The sequence below is a fragment of the Microcystis sp. Msp_OC_L_20101000_S702 genome (assembly GCF_007095705.1).
GTDB classification, from domain to species: domain Bacteria; phylum Cyanobacteriota; class Cyanobacteriia; order Cyanobacteriales; family Microcystaceae; genus Microcystis; species Microcystis ichthyoblabe_A.
This window is the reverse complement of the sequence record NZ_SFBO01000124.1, coordinates 1-20400: the sequence shown is the minus strand read 5'-3', so window position 1 is coordinate 20400 and position 20400 is coordinate 1. Positions and strand designations below refer to the sequence as shown.

The window sequence follows — 20400 nt, the reverse complement described above, 5'->3', positions numbered from 1 at the left end:
ACTTAAACTAATAAAACGGAGAGGCTATGGCTTTAGAAACTTTCGGAATTTTTGGGTTAGAAGTATGTTGTCTTGGCATCTTGTCTGTTGATTTAGCATAAAGGGTAACGAAGAGCCGGAAAATTTAGCTTGGAAAAGTTCCCTTCTCAATGATTGGCTTAACGATCGCCCTTCCGGTGCGGTACAATTTATCCGCGATCGGTATGGCTTGGCTTGGTTGAATAGCATAAAACCGATTCATTGGCAAGAATATTTACAAAAATTAAGGTTAACCAGAGAAAAATTACAGGTAGGAGATGCGATCGAGGTGTCTAATGGATTATGGGAATGGATTCCCGCAGAAGCTGCCGATAGTTGCGACTGGTTTCCCTGTGAGGTAATAGAAGTAAATGAAAGTGAGGATGACTCCCCCCCTGTTAGTTGCCGTATTCGCTTTCAAAACGGTGAAGAATGGGAAATACAAGGAATATATCGGTGGAATCGCCCTAATTGGCGTTTTCTGACCTGAAGGAAGATCACTGCTCGGTTATCGGCTAAAATTTAAGATATGTAAAGAAGGGAGATAAATTTTATGGCCGCTAATGTTGAGATCTATACTTGGAGTTCCTGTCCTTTCTGTATCCGCGCTAAAGCATTACTCAAGAAAAAAGGGGTGGAGTTTACCGAATATTGTATCGATGGCGATGAAGGATCGCGAGCCAAAATGTCCGATCGCGCCAATGGACGTACAAGCGTACCACAAATTTTCATAAACGATCAACACATCGGGGGCTGCGATGACATCTATGCTTTAGAGAGAAGTGGTGGTTTAGCTCCCCTGTTGCAGAATTAAGGATAAAAACTATTAATGAAACTAGCCTTTATTATCGATCCGATCGAGTATCTAGATCCGGGCCATGATACCAGTGTAGCTATCATGGAAGCGTCCCAACTATTAGGTCATGAAATCTGGATAACTTCCATCACGGCTCTCAGTGCAATTGCGGGAAAAGCTTGGGCAAAACTGACTAAAATTGAACTGGTTCCTGTGGAGTTAAAAGATAATCATTGGGTGGCTGTATCTCAATGGTATCAAAGACAAGAGACAGTTTTTACCTGCCTAGAAAACTTCGATTTTGTCTGGATGCGAAAAGACCCACCCGTGACAATTGCTTATCTTTATGCCACCTATTTATTAGACTTGATTGACCCCCAAAAAACCCAAGTAATTAACTCAACTAGGGGTTTACGCCATGCCAACGAAAAGTTATATACTATTCACTTTGCTCAGGTAATGCCTGCCACAATTGTTTCCCAAGATAAAGCGACAATTAGGGAATTTGTTAACCAAAAAGGGGCGGCAGTTATGAAACCTTTAGGTGGCAAAGCAGGGGAGGGAATTTTATTTCTTAGTCCCGAAGATCGCAATCTCAATTCAATGATTGAAATTAGCACAAAATGGGGACAAGAACCAGTAATGATTCAAGATTATTTACCAGCTGCCAAAGAAGGAGATAAACGCATTATTGTCCTCAATGGTGAACCGATCGGGGCAGTTAATCGCATTCCCACCGGTTCAGAATTTCGCGGTAATATGGCCGTGGGTGGACGAGTAGCAAAAACAGAAATCAGCGATCGAGAATTAGAAATCTGTGCCACTTTAGCCCCAAAATTACGAGAAGATGGCCTATATTTTGTCGGATTAGATGTGATTGGTGGCTATCTGACGGAAGTTAATGTCACCAGTCCCACCGGCATTCGCGAGATCGATCGATTAAACAATGTTAGTTTAGCTCAACAGGTAATTCAATGGCTAGAAAGTTTTGCTGGTGCCAAGGCTCTGCCTTGACACACAATATTTAAGGCTCTTAAAGTATCCTTCAGGTAGAACATGGGAACGAGATAAGAGAGTAGGAAACTTCTATTTAATACTGCTCACTTAAAACTCAAATCTGATAACTGATAACTTACCCACTGATAACTGATAACTGTAAAAAAATGAATGCTTTATCAATACCGACGTGGATGGTTCATGTATCGAGTGTCGTAGAATGGATAGCGGCAATCTGGTTAGTCTGGACCTATAGCGACATCAGTAGCGATCGATCGTGGCGAATGTTATCTTGGGGGATGTTACCCGCTTTAATTGGGGCCATGTGTGCCTGTACATGGCATTTTTTTGATAATATCAGTGCCTTATCCTGGTTAGTCACCCTACAGGCAGCCATGACTGTCTTAGGAAATTTTACCCTCTGTGCTGCCGGTTGGTGGCTGTGGCGTTCCAGTAAAATTAGCGTTAACAATGAATAAAGACAGTTTATTTGCCATTTCCCTGTTTCCCTATCTGGGGTTTCTTTGGTTTGTCACTCGTTCGGGAAAAATGCCTCTTTTAGCCCTAATTGGCTTTTATGTGCTGTTAATCTTCGTTTTTATCACCATTCCTGCCGGTATCTACGCCAAAATCCACTATGGTCAAGAATTAGCCAACGTCGATTGGTTACACGGCAGCGCCGAACTTTTCCTCACCCTCTCCAATATTCTCGTCGTCCTAGGTTTTCGTCAGGCAATTTTAGCCAAAAAGCAAACAGGGAGCAGTGAACAGGGAACAGGGAGTGGATAATGGGAAGTGGGAAGTGGGGGGTATTTTCAGGGAACAGTGGACAGTGAACAGTAAACAGTAATCAGTGAACTGACAACTCACATCTGATGACTGATAACTGATAACTGATAACTGATAACTGAATTGTGATACAATCGCCCCAAAACGTCCCCGCGTCAGTCAAATATGTCCCCGATTACACCGTCCATCAGTGTCAACGAACCAAACCCGCAGGCTGCCATCCAGACTTTATCGGTAGTGGTTCCCATATATAACGAAGTGGACAGTATTCCCCATCTCGTCGAGAGTATCGCCACGATTTTGCGTTCTCATCAAATTAACTACGAGATAATCTGTGTTGACGACGGTTCTAAGGATGGTTCCACCGAGGTTTTAACTAATTTAGCCAAAAATCGCGATGATCTCAAGGCGGTAATATTGCGACGCAACTACGGACAAACCCCGGCTATGGCTGCCGGATTTAATTATGCCACGGGACGGGTCATCATTACCCTCGACGGCGATTTACAGAACGATCCCAATGATATACCCCTATTATTGGCCAAATTAGAGGAAGGTTATGACCTCGTGAGTGGCTGGCGCAAAAATCGCCAAGATGACCGGGTAAAACGGCTTTTACCCTCAAAAATAGCTAATTGGCTGATAGCAAAGGTAACAGGGGTCAAATTACAGGACTACGGTTGTTCTTTGAAAGCCTATCGAGCCGAATTAATCGCCGATATGAATCTCTACGGGGAATTACATCGCTTTTTACCCGCATTGGCTTTTATTGAAGGGGCAAAAATAACCGAAATTCCCGTTAATCACCACGCTAGACGGTTCGGACAGAGTAAATATGGTTTAGGTCGCACAATTCGCGTGATTATGGACTTATTTACTGTCTTTTTTATGAAAAAGTTCCTCACCCGTCCGATGCACATTTTTGGACTCTACGGACTGTTATCGATGGTAGTGGGGATTATTCTAGGCACTTATCTGACTATTCTCAAACTCGGTTTCGGACAAGAAATCGGCGATCGACCTTTGTTAATCCTGGCCGTGTTATTCTTTTTAACTGGGGTACAATTACTCTGTTTTGGTCTTTTGGCAGAAATTTTGATGCGAACTTACCATGAATCCCAAAAACGTCCTATCTACCGCGTTCGTACTGTTGTCGGGAATAGGGGATTTTTCAGTGAGCAGTGAGCAGTAAACAGTAATCAGTAAACAGTAATCAGTGAAAAGACATCTCGGAACTTACCACTTAATATTGTTCACTGAAAACTCAAATCTGATAACTGAATCACTGATAACTGATAACTGATAACTGATAACTGATAACTGAAAAAAATATGACTATTTGGGAACTTGATTTTTATTCGCGGCCGGTGGTGGATGAAAATAATAAAAAAAGATGGGAATTATTAATCTGTGAAACTCCGGCAACAATCGATCGCTCCTCCGATACAATATTTAAATATGCCAGTTATTGTCCTAATACGATGGTTAATTCCCAATGGTTAGGAGAGGCAATTACTGCAGCTATCAAGGCAGCGGGGGTAACTCCCAAAAAAATTCGCTTTTTCCGTCGTCAGATGAATAACATGATTAGCAAAGCTTGTGAGGATATCGGTATTCCCGCTTCCCCTAGTCGTCGCACTCATGCTTTAACTAGATGGATAGAAGAAAGAATGGTTAATTTCTACCCCCAAGAAGTTGGTTATGATCAAAATTTAACTAAAACTGCTTCCGTTAATTATCCCCCTTTAAATGCTGTTCCCCTTCCCGATGCTGTCCGGGGAGATAAGGCAGATAAATGGGCTTTTGTTACGCTAGAATTGTCTTCTTTTAATGATTTAAAAGATTGGGATATTAGCTTCGGAGAAAATTTGCCTATACTGGGAATGGGGTTAGATGAGAATCTAAAAATCCCCGGTTTAGTTATTTTTTCCCCCCGCGCTTTACCCCTAGCTGGTTGGATGTCAGGGTTAGAAATGGCCTATTTAAAGTTAGAAACTGGTTCCCGTCCCGTGCTACGTTTAGAAACGGGTGCTAGTGATAGCTGGATTCTCGTCAACGTCACTAATACCGAGACTTTAAAGGAAGCCAAAAACTTTGAAGAAGCTAAACAAAAAGCCAATAATCTGCATTTTTTAGCCGTTCAATCTAACCCTGAATCGGAATCCTTCGCTGGTTTTTGGCTACTACAAGAAGGCTCTCAAGAGTAAAGTTTAGTCAGGGTGGGTTTTCAATCCACCCCCACAGAATTAACTTAAAAACATTGTCTAGTCCAACTACCGTGTAACCCGTAGGGAATATGATGTTTAAGATGGATAACTGCTAGGGAATTAGTGATATCTTTAGCATCTAAGATTACCACATTCGATCGATGATTGGCTGCATCGTAAGTGACTACCAATAACCAACCATCATCGTCAGCGATTCCATCGGGTTTAGGCACAAAAATTGGCTCACCTGCAAATCCCCGGGGAGCAAAAGAATGTAACTGTTTTTCTCCCGTTAATAAGTCCAGTTTTAAGATTGCTTGCAAAGGAGAGTTACCGGTGGCATGATGAGCGGCAGCGATGTATAAATAACGGTAATCTCGACCAACTTTTGCAGGATTAATGCTGGGAAATTCACAACAATGCTCTAGAATACATTCTCTTGTAACGGTATTTTCTGATAAATTTAGTGTAAATCGCCACAGATGTCCGGGAGCTAAACTATCAAAATCTACCGATTGAAAATTGCTATTTGAATCCAGTTGTGGTAAGGATTGATAACAAATAGAATCAATATAAATTTTCTCCCCTTGTTCAAAAGCATTGCTATGATGGAAGACAAAACCCGATGGACTTTCTAAAACTTTCACTTCTCCTTTGTTAGGATCCCGGGGGATAATAATAATCTTAGTTAACTTGTCCGGTTGATTGATAACGCATTCTCCCGCACCTTTTAACCCAAAAAGAAAGGGAAAAGGATTATAACCAACCGGGTTTTGGAAAAAGATAGCGTAGTGGGGAGTAATAACAAAATCGTGGATAAAACAAAAGCCCGGTATGCTGTGGGTATGACGACGTAATAACTTACCCGTGGGACTAATTTCGTAGAGAGTAATGGCACTCGACAAACCCGTTTTGATGGCAAAATTTACCAGACAAGGTTGATGATTATCGAAAATACAAGCGGGATCGATGCGAGGATGAGCGGCAAAAGCATCGCCTTTTTCCAAGATACCATCGAGGTAGTCTAAACCAATAGTATCAAGGGTTTTAGAATCGAGGCGATGGGGTTCAGCCGCTTCCCAAAGTGCCAGTAATTTATCACCCCAGTAGATAACATTAGTGTTAGCAATATTTTTCAGACGCAAATCAAAAGCATTGCCGAAAACTCCCCCCGGTTTTTTCGTGCCGAAAACACCGCGATAAAGGGGTTTTCCCGCTTTCTGTTCCTGGAGATAACCTTGGGTTTTAACAAAACGATTACGATAATGTACACGCCCATGATTGAAGCTAATCGCGCTGATCATACCATCCCCATCGAAGGGATGAGCGATCGCCGTGCCAGCGATATCGAGTAAACCGGGGCCGTTTTTAAAGACTGTACCCTGTAAATCGGGGGGAATTTGCCCCTCGATATCTTCTACCTCGTAATCGTACTCGTTAGGTTGGGATTGATAGCCTTTTTGCCAATCCTGACGATTATAGGATTTTTCGCCAATTGTCGGAGTTAATACCATGGTAGTTTTAAGTTTATATTTACTTTTCTTAACATAACTTAAAACTACCAGAGATAAAAAGAAGGGGGTGGCCAATCATTTTTTCAGCCCATTTACCCCCTCCTTGTCGTCATGTTATTTAACAAACAACATTTCTTGATAGGTAGGTAGGGGCCAGAAATTGTCGGCCACTTCTCCTTCCAGTGTGTCGGCATATTCGCGCACCTTATCCATCAAGGGACGGATTGTTTGAGCGGAATGCTGCATATGTTCCTCGATCGAGTCAAAATCGTGTTTAGCAATGGCCTCACTCAGTTTGGCAACGCTATCCATCATTAACTTAATCAGATTCGAGACGGTTTGGGCGCTTTCCTTATTGATCTCGATGCCGATCGCCGCCGCGTTAGAGATCGCCGAGGACAATTCCGACAAGTAGCGAACAGCAGCCGGATAAATAATCGTTTTAGCCATACTCACCACCAGTTTCGCCTCCACTTCGATGGCCAGCAAATACTGTTCCGCATAGACATCAAAACGACTTTCCAGTTCAACGGGGGTAAGCACACCCATGCGGGTAAACAGTTCTTCAATATAATCGGCCCTCAGCACGGGTAAAGCATCGGCAGTGGTGCGGAGATTAGCTAAACCGCGCTCTTCTACCGCCATTTTGTGCCATTCTTGGGAATATCCGTTACCTCCGAAGATCACATTTCTGTGTTTGTCCATGATCTCCTTGAGAACACCCTGGGCAGCAGTATTGAGATCTTCCCCAGCTTTCATCCGGCTTTCTAGGTTATCCGCCACCCAAGTCAGGGAATCGGCTAGAATCGTGTTCATCGCCACCAGCGGCCCAGACACTGACTGATTAGAACCCACAGCGCGGAATTCAAAGCGATTGCCCGTAAAAGCAAAAGGAGAGGTACGATTGCGATCGCCCGGATCCTTGGGGAATACCGGCAGGGTATCGACACCGAGATCCATCAACCCCGGAGCATCAGAACCCTCAATTCGGCCTTGACTAATTTGCTCGAATACCTTTTCTAACTGGCTGCCCAAATATACGGAAATAATGGCGGGAGGAGCTTCATTTGCCCCCAAACGGTGATCATTGCTGGCGGTAGCCACCACTGCGCGTAAAAGCGGCCCGTACTTGTGAACACCACGAATCACCGCCCCACAGAATAACAAAAACTGCATATTAGCGTGGGGAGTATCGCCCGGATCCAACAAATTGCCCTGGGTGGCGTTGCCGACAGACCAGTTAACGTGTTTTCCCGAACCATTAATTCCCGCAAAGGGTTTTTCGTGCAGTAGGCAAACAAAACCGTGTTTTTTAGCCGTACTTTTCAGCAAAGTCATAATTAACTGCTGATGGTCACTGGCCACGTTAGCAGCCTCGAAAAAGGGCGCAATCTCGAACTGTCCGGGGGCGACTTCATTATGGCGGGTTTTGGCCGGAATGCCGAGGCGATACATTCTTTCCTCTACTTCCTGCATAAACACCTGAACCCGTTCGGGAATCGCGCCAAAATAATGATCGTCGAACTGTTGACCCTTAGCGGCGGGTTTACCAAATAGGGTGCGACCGGTGAGCAATAAATCGGGGCGACTATGGGCAAAATGAGCATCGACTAGGAAATATTCCTGTTCAGCGCCGCAGCTGGAGTTAACGGGGACGACTTCCGTATGTCCTAATAGTTTAAGCACCCTGGTGGCGGCTTTACTCATCGATGAAATCGAGCGTAAAAGCGGCGTTTTTTTGTCGAGGGCCTCTCCTGTCCAAGAGATGAAAACCGTGGGGATACACAGGGTGACACCATTATCCGTCTCCATGACGTAGGCCGGACTGGTGACATCCCAAGCGGTGTAACCCCGCGCTTCAAAGGTGGAGCGAAGGCCGCCGTTAGGAAAGGAGGACCCATCCGGTTCCCCCTGTACTAAGACTTTGCCCGTAAATTCTGTGATCACTGAACCGTCGCTCTGCACGGAGATAAAACCATCGTGTTTTTCGGCGGTGGCGTTGGTCATCGGATAGAAGACATGAGCATAGTACAGCGCCCCTTTGGACGTGGCCCAATCCTTCATCGCAGCCGCTACCGCACTGGCGATGGAAACGTCTAATTTTCCCCCGGTTAAAATCGTGTTTTTGACCGATTTGAATACATCTTTGGGAAGACTGGCCTGCATTTTGCTCAGGGTAAAAACATCGGTTGCCCACAGGGCCTCTAAACGCTGAGGAATTTTGCTAGGTAGGGGTTTACGATCCGTTACTTGAGAGATAGCTTGAACACGCGTTCCATAACTCATAAGTATTTTTCCTATTTTGTTGTGTCGTGGATGAAGGGTTACTTTACTTAGGCGATGACAAGTTTCCTACTGATTTTGATGTTGAATTCCGGTCAGAGGCTATTCTCCGCTTAATAATTTTGATCCCACGGCACAAGCTTCTCTGCGGTTTTTATCTGCTTGCGCCGGCCTCTTTCCCGATCAATTAGCAACACCAGCCTTCATCTTAAGAACAGATAATCCAGAGCTTTGTATCAAAGATTACAAATATCCCAAACCCGATCTTCCACAAGCGATCGCACTGAGAAAACGGGTTTCTTTGAGAAACCCGTTTTCTGGAGATAAAACTCTATACATCTATGCAATCGATAAAAAAGCGATATTTGACAAAATCGGGGGGGGGGGTAAAATGCTGGTGTAATTTACCCAAAATTGCCCATGAATTTTACAACTAACTTCAAATCTCTCTCTCTGGCTGGTGTTGTCTTCGCTGGCACAGTTAGCGCGATCGCTGTCCTTGGCCTTGCTACTGTCAAACCAGCCACTGCTGCGGAGTTCGTTACCTTTGAGACCGATCCTTCGGTATCCGTTCCTAACGGGTTTGTCAGTAATCCCCCCGATTCCCAATTAGTTTCCTTCAGTGACACTCTGGGAGCAGATCTTGTTATCGGTAATTTTGGCGTTCAAGGAAATGGTCAGAGCCTTGCAGTGCGAGTTGACGATGCCAGCGCCCTCAAAATGAACTTCTCTCATCTGATGAAGTCGCTCTCCTTAGATTTCGGCAACGACGATCCTTCCTTTTCTAGTCCTGGTGATACAGCCGAACTGACCCTCTTTCTAGGGGCAACCCAAGTTGGTTTCGTCTCTGTCCCGATGAACCGCGACGACATCATGAATCAAACCATCTCATTTGCTGCTAGTGGGCCAGGTCAATATTTTGACATGGCAACCTTCTTCTACAATGTAGCGGTTCCCACCCCTGCTGGCACTTCTGGCTTGATTGAAGTTGTCGATAACATTGAGTTCCAACCAGCAGGGAAAGCAGTTCCCGAACCTAGTACCGTTCTAGGTTTAGGATTGTTAGGCTTGGTTGCATTGGTTAAACGCCAGTTAATGCCAAAGCCAGACAGCGACAAAGCTTAATTAGTTCCCCAATCCGTGTCATAGAAAAGGGGTTTCTTTGAGAAGAAAACGGATTTCTTTGAGAAACCCGTTTTCTGTTTAAGCGCCATTGGAACTGAGAAAACGGGTTTCTTTGAGAAGAAAACGGAAGAAAACGGATTTCTTTGAGAAACCCGTTTTCTTAATCAGCTTTTTTATCTGTTTTATACCACCATCTTAAATCTTCTCGAAATTGGTGATCAAAGACAATTGCCCTACTCTTGGCGTTCAATTCCTAACTCCTGACAAAGTTCTGTAACTGTCTGTCCCGGTATTGTTTGAACGTCCCTCTCCATTGAACGTTCCAGTGCTGCCAATAACTTTCTCGCATTCGCAGGCGATCGCAAAAGATAAACGGTTTCTAATAAGCCAGTTAATTCCTCTGCGCTTAATAGTGCCATATCTTTATGACCAGGGCGCGTAATAATCGCCATACTATTCTCGCTTTCCAATCGATCCAGAAGGCTCGCTAAATTTTCTTGAGCTTGAGTGTAGGTAGTTTGGATAGAAAACATAAAGCAATGGCAACGAGTTGATTCGATTTTAGCTTATTTCATCAACTGAGAAAACGGGTTTCTTTGAGAAACCCGTTTTCTGGACTTAGGGCGATCGCTAGGGATTGCTAACTCGCGCTAGACTGGAATCAGTAGATTGGCCAGTATGGTAAGCTGAGAAAAATGGCAAAATTATCGCCAGAGTCAAAACAACTGATCATCAAATCGACAATCTTCGAGACAATCACCGAGCTTTATTCCTGTCAATGATGCTAACAAAATATCTAAAACAAGCAATGGAACTGGCAACCTATGAAGTTCTAGAAGACGGTACTTTTTATGGAGAAATTCCGGGATTTGAGGGAGTATATGCTAATGAAACAACCCTCGAAGCTACTAAGGAACAGTTACAGGAAGTTTTGGAAGGCTGGGTTATTTTAGGACTACGCTTACAGCATCAGTTACCGATTGTTGACGGTATCAATCTAACCCCTCAACAAAAAATCGCCTGATGCCACCTTTTGCCCCCATCAAAAGGAAAGAGTTAATTCGCCAGTTGAGAAAGCTGGGATTTTCTGGTCCTCTGGTAGGAGGAAATCATCAATATATGGTGCAGGGAAAATTAAAAATCTGGATTCCTAATCCACACCAAGGAGATATTCAGTAAAAGCTTGCTGGCTAAAATTTTACAACAAGCAAATATTAGTAGAGAAGAATGGGAAAAATTACGTTAAACAATTCTGTCTTGGAAAAGTTAAAAACTGTTCTCAATTAAGCAAGATGAATGCCATAGAAAAGGGGTTTCTCAAAGAAACCCCTTTTCTGAACTGTCAATCTCTTGTCTCGATTAATTCGGGGACAAGTTCGGGAATAAAACCGGGTTCAGCTAAAGAACCAGTAACATGATGTTCAAAGACTTCTGCGGGGGGAAAAGTTTTCTTGACTTCCTGAGATTGCGGATCCGTAGAAGGTAGCCATTTAATTAGGGGTAAAGGTAGGAGAGTAGAGAGATTAGTAATCACTACCAATAACCAAAGGTTATCAAAATTAGTTTCGGTGACTCCCAACCAATGGGTTAATAAAGCGCCGATTTCTTGGGAAACTAATCCTGACATATTCCAGATAGACATTAATAAAGCGAATAGAGATGCTTCAATGCCCACGGGACAAAGACGGGCCGATAAAATTAAGACGGGTAAAAAGGCAATTTGTCCCATGACGGTGAGGATGAGACTATCCCCCAAACTAAACCAATGATCGTCAATACCGAGCGCTCGATTAGTATGGGTAACTAAGAGTAGGGTAGTCATCCCTAAAAGCGCAGAAATCACCGTACTCCAACCCAAAATTAAACGAAAGGAAATCGCTTTTAAAAACCGTTGATATACCCAGATGCCCAGGATCGAGGCTAAACTGGTGACTAAGCGCACTCGTCCTAAAAATTCCGGTTCAAATCCTAACTCGTTGGTGGTGAAGTAGAAAAAGGCAGAATCGGCGCTAGGGGTAGCCTGCCAGAGAAAAATAAAGGCAGTGGGTAATAAAATTGATTTTTGTCTAATTGCTGACCATAATTGCCCGATTTGCTCCTTGACTTTGGGCGTTGATTGTGAATCATTGTTATTCTTGATTTTTTCCTCTGTAATTAAAAACGCCATGGCTGAGGCAATCAGGGGAAAAATAGCCGTAAGAGCGAAGACAGGACGAGTGCCGAGGTGTGCCAGTAACCAACCTCCCAGATAAGCCGTAATTAAGCCGCCTAGGGCCGATATTCCCCAAGTTAAGGACTGTAGAGAGCCGGATTGAGTGAAGGACTCTCTGCGGGCCCTTTCTACTACCAAAGAATCGACGATGACATCACTAATGGTGACAGAAAGGGAACCAAGCAGGATCGCCGCCGCCGCTTGCCAAGCATTCTCCACCACAGTGGCTAGGGCCAACCAAGCTAAAACCCCGAGAATTCCCGATAAAATGAGGTAGGGCCGACGACGATAGCCGAAAATAGGCAAACCATCCGAAAGAAAGCCAAAAGCTGGTTTAATCACCCAAGGAATCGCCGCCACTCCGATTAATGCCCCCATCTGGGAGGGACTCAAGGCCAAATCGTCTTTTAAAAAGAAGCTAACCGCTAATCGGGAGAGTCCGAGAATGCCCTGGACGAAATAAACCCCTAAAATGCCAATTAATTCGGGATTAGGGTCATTTCCGAACAAGATACTCTCTTTAAGGAATTTTTTCCCGCGATCGATGCCAAGGCGATTAATAAGCATGAAGTTTCATAAATATTTGTTACTGTCTCTATAATAATGATTGATCGCTCGATCGGTGCGTTAGCTGTTAGGGTTTGGCTGTTGAGCTTTAGGTTCTGGCGGTTGGGTATTGGGTTTTAGGGTTTTAGTTGAATTTCCCTGCTCTCCACTTCTCTATTCCCAATCGGCATAACAGACTCATTGTCGTGTTATTGGGAAAGTTTTTTGCGATCGCTCTATTAATATACGGAAAGATTTTTTTTAATGTGTATTTGATGTGATACAGGGAAACTTTCCGTATAATCCTCAGTTAGGTTTACCAACAAAGGCGAGAGATGAAAAAAGTTCTAAACGTAGGTGGCAACAGCAAGGCGATTCCGCTTCCGCCCCAATATTCAGAATTTGAACACTTGCTGCTCGATATTGACCCGAAAGGTTCACCAGATATTGTGTGCGATGCGCGTAATCTTACCACCCTTGAAAGTGGTCAGTTTGACGCTGTTTACTGCTCACATAACCTTGAACACTACTACCGACACGATGTACAGAGAGTCCTAGCTGGGTTCCTACACGTACTTAAGGACGGCGGTTTTGCACATATTCGGGTCCCGGACATCCAGGAACTGATGCGGATCACAATTGACAGGGGTTTAGATATTGATGATGTCCTGTATCAATCACCGGCAGGGCCAATTATGGTTCTAGATGTCCTTTACGGTTATAGCGTTGAAATCGAGCGCAGTAAAAAAGACTTTTTTGCCCATAAGACCGGTTTTACACATAAATCGTTGTTGAAAGCCTTGCAAAAGGCGGGCTTTTCAAAGATATATAGTGCCGCTGGCAATCTTGAAGTGTCTGCTTTGGCATTCAAAGTGGCACCAGACCATGATACACGATTACTTTTCAACCTCCCTCCTGACTAACAGCAATCGTTTTGTATGGCCTACCTAGGGTTTGCTAAATAATGGTAAAACCCTTTCAAAATAAGGCTTTTGACCTGTTAAAACCCGATTTTAGTGAAAGAAAATAGTGCGATCGCTATTGCCGTAGCCGTAGGGTGCGTTCCCTAAGGTCAGTTCTACTACTGCACCGATCGATTTTGGGGAACGCACCCTACTCATTCATTAAAGTTGATAAGTCTAGGTGATCTAATATCCTCTGCCAGATTAGCACTTAATTGGGGATAGATCATCTACTTCTTACATTAGTATGATCGCTGCTCTGGTAGTGGTGGAGGGTTCATAAAAAAATGTGCTAATCGGCATAACAGACTTATTGTCGTGTTATTGGGAAAGTTTCTTGCGATCGCTATATTTGAGGGTAATATAGTGCGATCGCATCGCCTCCTAGGTTGGGTTGAGCGCAACAATAGCGGGTCGAAAATACCTCAAGTCGCTTGTTTAAGCGAAACCCAACCACCCCAAAGGTTACTCTTGCTTGGGTTGACTACAATAGTTGCTGTCATTCCCATCTGGAGCCATAGTTCTCTCAAATCTCGTATAACTCCTGTAACCATCTCAAAAAATTTGCTGATTGGGGATAGGATTGATTAAGTATTCTTTGTTTTACTGCATCGTGAAGTTGTTTCCCCGGCGGATCTTGCCAAGCTAAATAGGTATGAATATTAGCCTTATCTAGATGATAATCCCTATAGGTTGCCCCTTGTTGTTTTGCCTCTATCACCTTGTTTTGTGTATATTGCCAAAGATTATTATCGGGAACTAAATAGGCTAAAAAAGTCTCTAACATTCCTCTAGATTGATTATCGGGCATCATCCACACACCGAATTTTATCCCCGATTCTAGAGTTATAATTAATCCCGCTGCTGGTAAATTTTGAGGTAAGTTAGGTATATTTGGTAAACAGGCATTATATAAACTTTTCCAACGATTATCAGGTTCTTCGTCTGCATCTATGACAATTCCTAAATGAGTTAGTCCGTTAGGAGTTTTTAGTTGTGCAGAGATGTATTTAGGTTTTAGTAAATTTTCAACACCATCACAATTTATGATATTCAGTGGCTCTTCCCCTCTATTCCAAGTAACTCCATTTGCTTCCATTAATTGGGGAATAACTCTCAATTCCTCTGCACCTTCCACTAATAACTTTTTTGTCTCTATTTTAGGCATTGTTACCGCACCTCAAGATTACTTGTAGCGGCAATAACAATTTCTTCTGGATCAAAGATTACAGATTGGCTTTTTTCCTTATCTATCCTTTGAATAGTAATCTCGTTATCGGTAATTTTTTCTTCGGTAATTAATTCGGCTAAACTTTGCCAACAATCCCGGCTGTGAGTGGTGGCGAATACCTGAATATTGAGTTTTTTAGCGGTTTCCCAGACGACTTTCCACATATCAGTCATGACAGTAAAGTGCAATCCGCTATCAATTTCATCAACTAATAAAATTCCATTTTCAAGATTAACCATCGCTAAAACTAATCCTAACATTCGCCAAAATCCATCGCCTAAACTGCCAATAGGTATAGGTTGATCATGATTTTTAATTTTGATTAAAAACCCACCTCTAACACCTAGGTTATTTGCAGTTGAATACTTGCCAGAACCAATACTGGCTATTCTTTCAATTTTTGGCTCAATAATTTTCAAAGATTCAATAATTAAATCTTCTAAAGGAGAGAGAACAATGTTGTCAAAAAGTGCCGCCATATCAGAACTTGTTAGAGAAAATGGTGTTAAGAACCTCAATTCAATTTTATTATCAATACCTATTTTATGGGAAATTCTGCTTAAACTAGCCATTCTTCTTATGGAATCTCTGGCAAGAGTACCGTTGGCAAGAAGTTCCAGTTCAATAGGTTTTTGTGATTGACTCCATCTAATACTTAAAAGAAGTTTATTCCATTCCTCATCGTCGAAAATATTATCATTATTTAAATCATCATTTTTGTCTGAAAATAGAGATAGTTGTATAGGAATACTTTTAACAGAAATAGTAACACTTTCCTGATGTGATTCCCTAGATGCAATGATAATAATTTCCTTACTTGGGATGATTTCATGCCCAGGAAATAAATGACAAATTTCAAAAACTTTAGTGCGATTACTTTCTGACCAACTAAACTCGCCTCTATAGCTAATAGTTTCAAGAAATATATCCAGATTATTTTGGACATACAAAAACTGAATTGCTTCTAAAATAGAAGTTTTACCGCTATTATTTTTACCTACTAAGAGATTAATTCGACCAAGATTGGCCATCTCAAAATTTTGAAAACCGCGAAAGCCTTCAATTTTTAGGGATTCTAACATGAGTAATTACCCCGGATTTTCCGTTATTAAATCTAGTTTATCTAAACCTCAGAAAACACCTCAATTAATGACAGAGCAGCACCATGGCGATACCGATACCCAAACTTAAACCGACCAGCACCTGAAAAGGAGTATGACCAATTAATTCCTTTAAACGTTCCTCGTTAAATTCCTTGCCCTCCTGGAACATTTCATCGATAATTTGATTGAGAATCCGGGCCTGTTTTCCTGCTGCCTGACGCACTCCGGCCGCATCATACATAACAATAACCGCAAAAAGCGCAGCGATGGCAAATTCGGCACTAGACCAACCCATCTGTAATCCTACCCCAGTAGCCAAGGCCCCCACCAGTGCCGAGTGAGCGCTAGGCATTCCCCCCGACGAGACTAGATAGCGCAGACTCACCTTACCATCGCGGATTAACTCAATCAGCGCTTTTAGTCCCTGGGCAGTGAAACAAGCTAAAAGAGAGACTAGCAGTATTTGATTGTGTAACACCTGCTCGAAGTCCTGCATAATCTCATTCGTTTAATTTAATTTTTACGATTAACAATATACTCGGCGATGGCCCGTAAAGGTTCAGCGGCCTCATCGTAGCCACTCAATTCATTGATGGCACTATCTATTAACTGTTGAGCTTGCTGGCGAGACCCTTCTATCCCCCAGAGACTGGGATAGGTAGCTTTTTGTGCCTGTAGATCCTTACCGGCGGTTTTACCCAATTCCTCCTTGGTCGCCGTGATATCGAGAACATCATCGATAATTTGGAAAGCCAAGCCAATATTTTGGGCATAACGGGCTAATTTAGCTATATCTTCCGCTTTTGCCCCCGCTAAAACTGCCCCCGACACCACAGAAGTCTCCAACAGAGCCCCCGTTTTCTGAGTATGGATAAAACCGAGAGTTTCTGCCGAAATATCCGGTTTTCCTTCGGATTCCAAGTCTAAAACCTGACCTCCCACCAAACCCGCTGCCCCGACAGTGCGACCTAAACGGGCAATTACCTCTAAAATCTGTAGGGGAGGTACATTACGAGTCTGGGTAGCCACATACTCGAAAGCGTAGGCTAGGAGACCATCCCCCGCTAAAATAGCGATATCTTCGCCAAAAACCTTATGATTGGTTAATTTCCCGCGTCGGTAATCATCGTTATCCATGGCGGGTAAATCGTCATGAATTAATGACATAGTGTGAATCATTTCTAGGGCGCAAGCGGTGGGTAAAGCCATCTCTAGGGAACCCCCCATCAATTCACAGGTAGCCAGACATAAAATCGGCCGCAGACGTTTACCGCCGGCGAGGAGAGAATAGCGCATCGCCTCGTAGATTTTGGCGGGATTGCCGATAACTAAAGAGCTATCTAAAGCTGACTCGACAATCAACCGCTTTTCCTCCAGATAGGAAGCCAGAGAAAAGCTCTCGTTTTTCCTCACTTCTACTCCTCGTTCGCCCCTAGTAACCATGTCTTTTTGTCTTGAACCGACTGCTTTTAAAACTATATCAGGAAACTCCACCTCGATGGGAATTAAACTGATTGCTCCCTTGTCCCCTAAGCTGTTGACTGTCTAAATTACGCCTTCAGACTACATGGCAGCGCCGCAGTTGCTATTCTGAACATTTGTACTAAAATTCCCCAGGCCGAGAGAGGTCAATTTTTTTTGATGCCTATTTTCTCTTTTACCTGAAAAAATACCTCCCCCAGTCCAGAGATTAGCGAAAAACGGGTGATACAATTGAATTTCGCCGCAGTTATCCTGGGAGATGTTGAAGTTTTGATGATTCGGTCAAACTTCCGTTTTCTTAGCTTGCAGTTGAGAAATTTCTCGATTAACCTATAATTAGGATTATCCTAGAAATATATTGTATGCTGCCAGGGCAAATTTTAGGCGATCGATACCAAATTCAAAATCAGTTAGGTAAACAAACTGGAAGACGCACTTTTCTCGCCCAAGATCTAAAAACGGGCGCTACTGTTGTCGTCAAATTATTAATCTTCAGTCCCGATTTTGAATGGACAGATTTAAAACTTTTTGAACGGGAGGCCGAAACTCTTAAACATCTAGATTGTCGCTCGATTCCCGAATATATCGACTATTTTGAAGTTCGTACCGATACCTATCAAGGTTTTGCTCTTGTTCAGAGTTATATCGAGGCTAAATCTCTCAAGGAACAGATAGAAAATGGCCGCAAATTTAGTGAATCAGACCTGCAAGAATTAGCTAAATCTATCCTCGGTATTTTAATTTATCTCCATGGACTTAACCCGCCAATTATCCACCGGGATTTGAAACCTAGTAATATCTTATTAAAAGATCGATCGGGTCATAGTATCGGCAATGTTTATTTAATTGATTTTGGTTCTGTCCAGACTGTTGCTCAACAGGAACAGGCCACTTTAACTATCGTCGGAACCTACGGTTATATGCCCCCAGAACAATTCGGTGGTCGCACCGTTGCCGCTTCTGATTTATACAGTTTAGGAGCCACTTTAATCTATCTAGCTACAGGCATTCATCCCGCCGATTTACCCCAAAAAGATGGCAAAATTCAATTAAATAATTTAGCCAATTTAAGCCCTGCTTTTGTTCATTGGTTAGGGCAGTTAATTGAACCTAGTATCGAGAAAAGGTTTATTTCAGCACAGGCAGCAAATCAAGCTTTAAATACTCTCCACGAAATTCAATTAACTTCCTCGAACCTTGAAAAACCCGCAGGGAGTCGGGTACAGTTGCAAAAAAGCGAGGAGAAAATTAAAATATCTTTACCTCCCGAAGGTTTTACCCCTAAATTAATTTATCTTGGAACCTTTGCTATCGCTTGGAACGCTTTTTTATTAGTATGGACAGGAGGAGCAGTTTCCATTCCTCTGTGGATGAGTTGGTTTTTTCTGCTCTTTTCCTTGCCTTTTTGGTATGTGGGTTTAGGAATGCTTTACCAGATTATTTATTGTCTCAAAGGGGAGGAAATTATAACTATTAATAATCAAGAAATTGTTACCTATCAGCGAATTTGGGGTTTGACACTTCCGGGCAAAAAGAAAATGGCACGGGAACATATTAATAAACTGGTGAAAGCTGATAGTTATCATACCAAAGATGGTGATGGCGATCGAGTTTATGTACCGATGGCTTTAACTATTTGGGCAGGGACTAAAGAATATACTATTAGCACTAGGACAAAAGAATATCTGAGTCAGCCCGAAATTGAATGGTTAGCAGCGGAATTAAGCCAATGGTTAGGAATACCAATTACTAATAAGTAGCCAGTTACAATCAGCTTTTTTCTCCCCCTCTCCCTTCTCCCTTCTCCCTTTTCCCCTCTCCCCCACTGATTACTGCTTACTGAAAAAGTTTCCTACTTCCCACCCCCTGATATGGACGAACTGTCTGTGATCAGTGTAAAATTTTATGAAGGGTCTGGGTTTTTTTCTCCCTTTTCCTCAGAAATGCCCCAGAGCCAGTGACTAAAATCAAAATTGTGCATCCCATCGATAATTAAGTTTATGAGCGCCACTATTACCGTAGAAAAACGCAAATTAGAAAAATCCCCTTTAGAACTGCATTATCTCGGCGATCGAGTCTTGCGTCAACCGGCCAAGCGGATTGCTAAAGTCGATGACAGCATTCGTCAATTAGCCAGAGAAATGCTGCAAACTATGTATAGTGCCAATGGTATCGGGTTAGCAGCCCCGCAAGTGGCAGTCAATAAACAATTGATTGTCATCGATTGTGAACCCGATAAACCCGAAAATACGCCCTTAATTCTGATTAATCCCCAAATTATCGGTTATAGTCGGGAATTGTGCAAAGCGGAAGAGGGTTGTTTGAGTATTCCCGATGTGTTTTTAGATGTCATCCGTCCCCAAGCGATCGAAGTGAGTTATAAAGATGAACAGGGGAAACCGCGAAAACTGCAAGCTAACGGTTTACTAGCGCGGGTAATTCAACACGAAATGGATCATCTTAATGGTGTCATGTTCGTGGACAGAGTCGATAACGATTTGGCACTCAATGAAGAATTAAAAAAACACGGTTTTTCCGTGCAAGCGGTGAAACCCGTCGAGAAAGTGACAAAATAAAGGCATTAGTTAATTTAGGTGAGGAGTGAAAATGACCCCGAAAAGCGGCGTTTTATTGTTATTATCCTGTATTGCAGCGATCGCTGGTGTGGGTTGTGTCTTTGAAATTAGTTCAGGAGAACCGGATTTAGGCAATACCACCACTGGCTTAATTCTAGCGGCAAGTGTACCATTAACAGCCCTATTTTTTTGGGCGGCGGTTAAAGACACGAGAGCCAATTACAAATAGAATAAATTCCCCTCGTTTATCTAAAAATTGGCATAATTTTCACGAGCAGAAGAGAGAATTTATTTCTCTCTTTTGTCTGTTTTAATTACAGGATAAATTGCCAGAAAAAGTTAAGTGCCTCAGCAAAATTAATTACACATATCTAACCCCGCTCTTGCCTATTGCCTATTGCCTATCTTCACTAGGAAATTAATTTTGCACGACTACTTACTACCCACATTCCGCACCCTCAACTGTCACATAAGCTGTCCCCCTCCAGAGACTTGAGTAAAAATACTTAGCTGGTGAAGGTTTTCTCGGCACCAGCTAGGGGGGTCTTGAAACCCCTAAT

At 42.9% G+C, this 20400-nt stretch carries 22 protein-coding genes; 14 read left to right on the top strand and 8 right to left on the bottom strand.

Features of this window, described 5'->3' with window-relative positions:
- The first annotated feature begins 208 nt into the window (after positions 1-208).
- From EWV60_RS13550 to EWV60_RS13520, 7 genes are all read left to right on the top strand, one after another.
- Entirely contained in the window at positions 209-508 is a 300-nt protein-coding gene (locus EWV60_RS13550; RefSeq protein ID WP_287232782.1) for a hypothetical protein, read from the top strand.
- 63 nt (positions 509-571) lie between these two features.
- The gene (gene grxC, locus EWV60_RS13545) at positions 572-832 is read left to right on the top strand and encodes a glutaredoxin 3 (protein ID WP_024970836.1); all 261 of its coding nucleotides are present in this window, start codon (positions 572-574) and stop codon (positions 830-832) included.
- Positions 833-847: 15 nt separating this feature from the next.
- Positions 848-1828, top strand: coding sequence for a glutathione synthase (gene gshB / locus EWV60_RS13540; protein WP_287232779.1), 981 nt, complete (start codon positions 848-850; stop codon positions 1826-1828).
- 149 nt (positions 1829-1977) lie between these two features.
- Entirely contained in the window at positions 1978-2289 is a 312-nt protein-coding gene (locus tag EWV60_RS13535; RefSeq protein ID WP_061430498.1) for a DUF2499 domain-containing protein, read from the top strand.
- Positions 2282-2599 carry a DUF3593 domain-containing protein gene (locus EWV60_RS13530; RefSeq protein WP_287232778.1) on the top strand — a complete coding sequence of 106 codons (318 nt, stop codon included), beginning with the start codon at positions 2282-2284 and terminating at the stop codon, positions 2597-2599. The genes EWV60_RS13535 and EWV60_RS13530 overlap by 8 nt, the downstream gene beginning before the upstream one ends.
- Before the next feature lie 165 nt (positions 2600-2764).
- On the top strand, positions 2765-3784 hold the full coding sequence (locus EWV60_RS13525; RefSeq protein WP_287232776.1) for a glycosyltransferase: 1020 nt from the start codon (positions 2765-2767) through the stop codon (positions 3782-3784).
- A gap of 146 nt (positions 3785-3930) precedes the next feature.
- On the top strand, positions 3931-4806 hold the full coding sequence (locus EWV60_RS13520) for a Tab2/Atab2 family RNA-binding protein (protein ID WP_287232774.1): 876 nt from the start codon (positions 3931-3933) through the stop codon (positions 4804-4806).
- A gap of 44 nt (positions 4807-4850) precedes the next feature.
- On the opposite strand, the gene EWV60_RS13515 is transcribed toward EWV60_RS13520, so the two are convergent.
- Entirely contained in the window at positions 4851-6320 is a 1470-nt protein-coding gene (locus EWV60_RS13515; protein ID WP_287232772.1) for a carotenoid oxygenase family protein, read from the bottom strand.
- Positions 6321-6434: 114 nt separating this feature from the next.
- Positions 6435-8606 (bottom strand): glutamine synthetase III family protein, encoded by a 2172-nt coding sequence (locus EWV60_RS13510; RefSeq protein ID WP_287232770.1) that lies wholly within the window; start codon positions 8604-8606, stop codon positions 6435-6437.
- A gap of 417 nt (positions 8607-9023) precedes the next feature.
- Between EWV60_RS13510 and EWV60_RS13505 the strand changes: the two genes are divergently transcribed.
- The gene (locus tag EWV60_RS13505) at positions 9024-9728 is read left to right on the top strand and encodes a PEP-CTERM sorting domain-containing protein (RefSeq protein ID WP_287232783.1); all 705 of its coding nucleotides are present in this window, start codon (positions 9024-9026) and stop codon (positions 9726-9728) included.
- 233 nt (positions 9729-9961) lie between these two features.
- Here the strand turns inward: EWV60_RS13505 and EWV60_RS13500 are convergent, their stop codons facing one another.
- Positions 9962-10261 carry a type II toxin-antitoxin system Phd/YefM family antitoxin gene (locus tag EWV60_RS13500; RefSeq protein WP_002763657.1) on the bottom strand — a complete coding sequence of 100 codons (300 nt, stop codon included), beginning with the start codon at positions 10259-10261 and terminating at the stop codon, positions 9962-9964.
- Positions 10262-10506: 245 nt separating this feature from the next.
- Here EWV60_RS13500 and EWV60_RS13495 point away from each other — a divergent pair, with 245 nt between their 5' ends.
- Both EWV60_RS13495 and EWV60_RS13490 read left to right on the top strand, forming a co-directional pair.
- Positions 10507-10752: a type II toxin-antitoxin system HicB family antitoxin gene (locus EWV60_RS13495; RefSeq protein WP_002753457.1), complete on the top strand. Its 246-nt coding sequence runs from the start codon at positions 10507-10509 to the stop codon at positions 10750-10752.
- Positions 10752-10907, top strand: a complete 156-nt coding sequence (locus EWV60_RS13490) for a type II toxin-antitoxin system HicA family toxin (protein WP_287232767.1) — start codon at positions 10752-10754, stop codon at positions 10905-10907. The genes EWV60_RS13495 and EWV60_RS13490 overlap by 1 nt, the downstream gene beginning before the upstream one ends.
- A 163-nt stretch (positions 10908-11070) precedes the next feature.
- Here the strand turns inward: EWV60_RS13490 and EWV60_RS13485 are convergent, their stop codons facing one another.
- On the bottom strand, positions 11071-12507 hold the full coding sequence (locus tag EWV60_RS13485) for a folate/biopterin family MFS transporter (protein WP_002791252.1): 1437 nt from the start codon (positions 12505-12507) through the stop codon (positions 11071-11073).
- Positions 12508-12821: 314 nt separating this feature from the next.
- On the opposite strand from EWV60_RS13485, the gene EWV60_RS13480 reads away from it, so the two are divergent.
- Positions 12822-13409: a class I SAM-dependent methyltransferase gene (locus tag EWV60_RS13480; RefSeq protein ID WP_002753461.1), complete on the top strand. Its 588-nt coding sequence runs from the start codon at positions 12822-12824 to the stop codon at positions 13407-13409.
- Between the two features lie 565 nt (positions 13410-13974).
- On the opposite strand, the gene EWV60_RS13475 is transcribed toward EWV60_RS13480, so the two are convergent.
- From EWV60_RS13475 to crtE, 4 genes are all read right to left on the bottom strand, one after another.
- On the bottom strand, positions 13975-14616 hold the full coding sequence (locus tag EWV60_RS13475; RefSeq protein ID WP_287232765.1) for a DUF3226 domain-containing protein: 642 nt from the start codon (positions 14614-14616) through the stop codon (positions 13975-13977).
- Positions 14617-14618: 2 nt separating this feature from the next.
- Positions 14619-15761 (bottom strand): AAA family ATPase, encoded by a 1143-nt coding sequence (locus EWV60_RS13470; protein WP_287232763.1) that lies wholly within the window; start codon positions 15759-15761, stop codon positions 14619-14621.
- A 64-nt stretch (positions 15762-15825) separates the two neighbouring features.
- Complete coding sequence (locus EWV60_RS13465; RefSeq protein ID WP_002748827.1) at positions 15826-16278, bottom strand: divergent PAP2 family protein; 453 nt, start codon at positions 16276-16278, stop codon at positions 15826-15828.
- 17 nt (positions 16279-16295) lie between these two features.
- Positions 16296-17225, bottom strand: coding sequence for a geranylgeranyl diphosphate synthase CrtE (gene crtE / locus EWV60_RS13460; protein ID WP_130757677.1), 930 nt, complete (start codon positions 17223-17225; stop codon positions 16296-16298).
- A gap of 401 nt (positions 17226-17626) precedes the next feature.
- Here crtE and EWV60_RS13455 point away from each other — a divergent pair, with 401 nt between their 5' ends.
- The 3 genes from EWV60_RS13455 to EWV60_RS13445 all read left to right on the top strand — a co-directional run bounded on the left by EWV60_RS13455 (position 17627) and on the right by EWV60_RS13445 (position 20069).
- The gene (locus EWV60_RS13455) at positions 17627-19024 is read left to right on the top strand and encodes a serine/threonine protein kinase (RefSeq protein ID WP_287232759.1); all 1398 of its coding nucleotides are present in this window, start codon (positions 17627-17629) and stop codon (positions 19022-19024) included.
- 240 nt (positions 19025-19264) lie between these two features.
- Complete coding sequence (def, locus tag EWV60_RS13450) at positions 19265-19840, top strand: peptide deformylase (RefSeq protein WP_002753471.1); 576 nt, start codon at positions 19265-19267, stop codon at positions 19838-19840.
- A 31-nt stretch (positions 19841-19871) separates the two neighbouring features.
- Positions 19872-20069 carry a hypothetical protein gene (locus EWV60_RS13445; RefSeq protein ID WP_002731987.1) on the top strand — a complete coding sequence of 66 codons (198 nt, stop codon included), beginning with the start codon at positions 19872-19874 and terminating at the stop codon, positions 20067-20069.
- The last annotated feature ends 331 nt before the right edge of the window (positions 20070-20400 follow it).

What these genes read in the sequence shown, in the direction of transcription:
- grxC (WP_024970836.1), top strand. Translation starts at nt 572, where the DNA reads ATGGCCGCTAATGTTGAGATCTATACTTGGAGTTCCTGTCCTTTCTGT.
- gshB (WP_287232779.1), top strand. Translation starts at nt 848, where the DNA reads ATGAAACTAGCCTTTATTATCGATCCGATCGAGTATCTAGATCCGGGC.
- EWV60_RS13535 (WP_061430498.1), top strand. Translation starts at nt 1,978, where the DNA reads ATGAATGCTTTATCAATACCGACGTGGATGGTTCATGTATCGAGTGTC.
- EWV60_RS13530 (WP_287232778.1), top strand. Translation starts at nt 2,282, where the DNA reads ATGAATAAAGACAGTTTATTTGCCATTTCCCTGTTTCCCTATCTGGGG.
- EWV60_RS13525 (WP_287232776.1), top strand. Translation starts at nt 2,765, where the DNA reads ATGTCCCCGATTACACCGTCCATCAGTGTCAACGAACCAAACCCGCAG.
- EWV60_RS13520 (WP_287232774.1), top strand. Translation starts at nt 3,931, where the DNA reads ATGACTATTTGGGAACTTGATTTTTATTCGCGGCCGGTGGTGGATGAA.
- EWV60_RS13515 (WP_287232772.1), bottom strand. Translation starts at nt 6,320, where the DNA reads ATGGTATTAACTCCGACAATTGGCGAAAAATCCTATAATCGTCAGGAT.
- EWV60_RS13510 (WP_287232770.1), bottom strand. Translation starts at nt 8,606, where the DNA reads ATGAGTTATGGAACGCGTGTTCAAGCTATCTCTCAAGTAACGGATCGT.
- EWV60_RS13505 (WP_287232783.1), top strand. Translation starts at nt 9,024, where the DNA reads ATGAATTTTACAACTAACTTCAAATCTCTCTCTCTGGCTGGTGTTGTC.
- EWV60_RS13500 (WP_002763657.1), bottom strand. Translation starts at nt 10,261, where the DNA reads ATGTTTTCTATCCAAACTACCTACACTCAAGCTCAAGAAAATTTAGCG.
- EWV60_RS13495 (WP_002753457.1), top strand. Translation starts at nt 10,507, where the DNA reads ATGATGCTAACAAAATATCTAAAACAAGCAATGGAACTGGCAACCTAT.
- EWV60_RS13490 (WP_287232767.1), top strand. Translation starts at nt 10,752, where the DNA reads ATGCCACCTTTTGCCCCCATCAAAAGGAAAGAGTTAATTCGCCAGTTG.
- EWV60_RS13485 (WP_002791252.1), bottom strand. Translation starts at nt 12,507, where the DNA reads ATGCTTATTAATCGCCTTGGCATCGATCGCGGGAAAAAATTCCTTAAA.
- EWV60_RS13480 (WP_002753461.1), top strand. Translation starts at nt 12,822, where the DNA reads ATGAAAAAAGTTCTAAACGTAGGTGGCAACAGCAAGGCGATTCCGCTT.
- EWV60_RS13475 (WP_287232765.1), bottom strand. Translation starts at nt 14,616, where the DNA reads ATGCCTAAAATAGAGACAAAAAAGTTATTAGTGGAAGGTGCAGAGGAA.
- EWV60_RS13470 (WP_287232763.1), bottom strand. Translation starts at nt 15,761, where the DNA reads ATGTTAGAATCCCTAAAAATTGAAGGCTTTCGCGGTTTTCAAAATTTT.
- EWV60_RS13465 (WP_002748827.1), bottom strand. Translation starts at nt 16,278, where the DNA reads ATGCAGGACTTCGAGCAGGTGTTACACAATCAAATACTGCTAGTCTCT.
- crtE (WP_130757677.1), bottom strand. Translation starts at nt 17,225, where the DNA reads ATGGTTACTAGGGGCGAACGAGGAGTAGAAGTGAGGAAAAACGAGAGC.
- EWV60_RS13455 (WP_287232759.1), top strand. Translation starts at nt 17,627, where the DNA reads ATGCTGCCAGGGCAAATTTTAGGCGATCGATACCAAATTCAAAATCAG.
- def (WP_002753471.1), top strand. Translation starts at nt 19,265, where the DNA reads ATGAGCGCCACTATTACCGTAGAAAAACGCAAATTAGAAAAATCCCCT.
- EWV60_RS13445 (WP_002731987.1), top strand. Translation starts at nt 19,872, where the DNA reads ATGACCCCGAAAAGCGGCGTTTTATTGTTATTATCCTGTATTGCAGCG.